The 3237-nt window shown below is 44.7% G+C and carries 2 protein-coding genes; one reads left to right on the top strand and one right to left on the bottom strand.

The annotated features are described in order from the left end of the window. A partial coding sequence (locus KQI85_RS16085) for an RHS repeat domain-containing protein (RefSeq protein ID WP_216577044.1) occupies nt 1-1014 on the bottom strand: 1014 nt, incomplete at its 3' end. Between the two features lie 263 nt (nt 1015-1277). On the opposite strand from KQI85_RS16085, the gene KQI85_RS16080 reads away from it, so the two are divergent. Further along, on the top strand, nt 1278-3173 hold the full coding sequence (locus tag KQI85_RS16080) for an RHS repeat domain-containing protein (RefSeq protein WP_216577043.1): 1896 nt from the start codon (nt 1278-1280) through the stop codon (nt 3171-3173). The last annotated feature ends 64 nt before the right edge of the window (nt 3174-3237 follow it).

The following is a 3237-nucleotide window of genomic DNA, read 5'->3' as shown; positions in this document are numbered from 1 at the left end:
ATCCCATTCATATACCGCCTTATTGTTTTCATCTAACCATTTAATTATTTTTCCATTTTTTGTTCCGAAAGGTCCAATTTTTCTCAATCCTTCTGGATTAAAGTCATCTGGATTCTCAGAAAATTGTATTTTACTAGGTTTACTACCACTCTCTTTAGACCCACATGTTTTTTGCTTTACCGATCCCCCAGCATACCCACTCGGATCCGCATACATCACCGGATTACTGCTACAGTACGCATACAGATTCAGTCCATCATTATAGATTACATCTTCCTGCGTGAACCGTCCGATACCTGTATTATAATATCGCGCACGCAGATAGTAAAGTCCCGTCAGGTCATCCTCGATCTGTGCATTATACTTTAGACGGTTCGGAATATTTTCCTGTCCTGCAATTTTTTGACCAAACGCATTATACCGGTAATCATTCTGTACGTTTCCGGCTGCATCCAGTACATATCGTACACTTCCCTGCTCATCCGTCAGGTAATAATTGTGATCCAACCCGATATATTCATTGCCAAGTACATAATGCCTTACCGGATTTTTTTCTTCATCCAGTTCGTGAAGGAGCATTCCACCCTGATATACAAAGTTTGTGACCTTGTCCTTTTCGGTGATGGAATCTCGGTAGCCTTCTGCATCATAATGGTTCTTCTGTGTGAAATCATCTCCTGTTACGGATACATTACGGTTATAAACGTCGTACGCATAATGCAGCTTCTTGGTTGATGCACCGTCCGCTGTAAGGTAATTTTCTTCCGTCAGATTTCCTGCCGGGTCATAGCTGTATTGTACAACGTCCTTTTCACGATGCAGTTCCGTCAGCTGATTTCGGTTATTATACAAATAACTTTCTGTTCGGCCATCCGTGCTTTTGGTAATCCGGTTTCCTGCCAGATCATAGCCATAGGATGTCACTGCACCATTAAGACTTTCCTTTGTCAGCCGTTCCATGCTGTCATAGGTATAACTCGTTTCCATGACTTTCAACGGTGTCTTAGCATCCATCCGGATCTGATAGGTTAGCAAAAATACGTACATATTTGTCTTCGGAGTTTGATTTAGAACAAGGTAAGGATGAGATGGATGATATAGAACGTGCATGTGAAAATGTTCATTATTGGGAAAAACCAGGTGATTTTTTTCAAGAGAAATGGTTAAAATAATTTACAGAGAATAGTTGGTGAAATTTTATTATATTAAATAAGTCAAGCTTTCCACCCAGAATGCTGTGACCCTCACAAAGTGTAACAGCGATTGGCGGCTTCGGGATGAAAGAAAAAAGAAGATCTTTATCTACAGTAAAGACGGCAGTGATCGATGACCGCGGAACCCAAAGAACCGTGTACTACCGTTATGACAAAAACGGACGGCTGGTGGAAAAGAAAGAAGATGCAGGGGACAAAACATTATCGGTAACAGCGTATACCTATGATGCATCGGATAACCTTACGGGAGTCACACTGCCGGAGGGCGGAAAGATCTTTCTGGTCTATGATGAAGCAGAACGTTTGATCTATAAGCTGGAGAGAGAAGACAGGCACCATATCCTCCGCGGAATCCGTTATACATATGCAGACTTCTGTCCGGTCTCTGCCGAGCAGTTATACGGCAGACAGACTACGGTAAGGGAAATGAACCAGCTGCTGATCGGAATGGACAGCAATGCACTGCGGGAATTTTTAAATCCGGAAGGCGCAGACAGTGAAAAGCTGTGTCAGGAGCGTGCCACAGAACAGGAGTATTATCAGGGGAAAGAAGCCCTTGCCGTGTTCCATGCGTTTGAGAAAGCCTATGGAAATATCGAGAACGGGGATTCGCACCGTTATGAGAAGGCACTGAAGGAAGGTCTGTGTGGGGAACCGGATACCGGAAGGGAAAGTTCTTCATACAACAGACATTATGTGTGGGATTTCCGGGGAAATCTGCTTGAGCAGAAGGATTCCCTGGGTGGAACATGGAAGTATGCGTATGACCTTACCGGAAGACTTGCCTCTGCGACAAATCCGGTGGGGGATAAAACATCTTATGTCTATGACCGTTTCGGAAGGGAACGATCCCGTATCAACGGAATGGGAGACTGTGAATATACACTGGACTATGATGCACTGGGGCGTGTGATTGCAAGAACGGATGGAGAGGGAAATACCACAACCTTCGCTTATCATCCAGGCGGACAGATCCGGACCGTTACCGCACCGAATGGAGCAAAGCTCTATCAGGCAGAGTATGATGTGTGGGGCAGACCGGACAGTGAAACCGATGGAAACGGGAATACAACCGTCTATGAAAAAGACCGCTGGGGTCATGTGACAAAAGTTACCCTGCCGGATGGCGGCATAGAGAAATACCATTATGATTATGCCGGAAATCTAAATGTCGCAGAAGATGCCAACGGAAACCGGACGGTTTTCCGCTACCGGGGAGATAACCGGATCCGGAGCATCCAAAAAGAAAACAAGAGCATCAAATACTTTTGGTATGACAGGGAAGGACGGTGCAGCGGCCGTCTGGATGCCAATGCAAATCTGGTGCGGACCGTTTATAACATGGATGGAAATCCGGTTATGATAACCGGAACCAGAAACGTGTCATTTGCTGATTTCAGACAGAGGCTTCATGCAACAGAAGATGAAGCCGGGAACTTTGAAGAAAGAACCCCTGAACTCCGGAGCCTGTATACCTATGATGCACAGGGAAATCTGGTGGAGGCATCGGAAAACGGCACGGATTATCACTATACCCATGATACAGAAGGAAGAGTCCTTAGCAAACGGGCATGGGGAAAGACGCTTTATGAAAACCATTATGATGCATGCGGCCGCCTGAGGGAACTTATTACGGGTGAACAGAAAACGTCATATGGTTACGATAAAGCAGGAAGACTTGAAGAAGTGTGTTCTTCCAATGGCATCCGTGCACAGTACCGGTATGATAAAAACGATATGCAGACGGAAGTGCTGTATGGTAATGGCCTGCGGACTTCGTATACATATGATGAGAGAAGCCAGCTGACGGAGATGGAGACAGTCTTTCCGGGAATGTCAAATCCACTGTTCCGTGGTACATATGCTTATGATGCAAATGGATGTCGGATCTCCAAAACAGAACAGTGGTCCTATGTCAAGAAAAAGTACAAGTTAAACATGAACTTTTCACCTCAATAATCTGTCTTATGCCACATTTATTTCCATTTGTCTTAGTTTTATCCAATATTTCTTTTCGTAGTCA

The sequence above is a fragment of the Falcatimonas sp. MSJ-15 genome (assembly GCF_018918265.1).
Lineage (GTDB): Bacteria > Bacillota > Clostridia > Lachnospirales > Lachnospiraceae > Falcatimonas.
The sequence above is the reverse complement of the archived record's forward strand: the minus strand, read 5'-3'. Positions and strand labels throughout refer to the sequence as shown.

Excerpts from the sequence above, each read along its gene's own strand:
- KQI85_RS16080 (WP_216577043.1), top strand. The coding sequence starts at position 1,278 with ATGAAAGAAAAAAGAAGATCTTTATCTACAGTAAAGACGGCAGTGATC.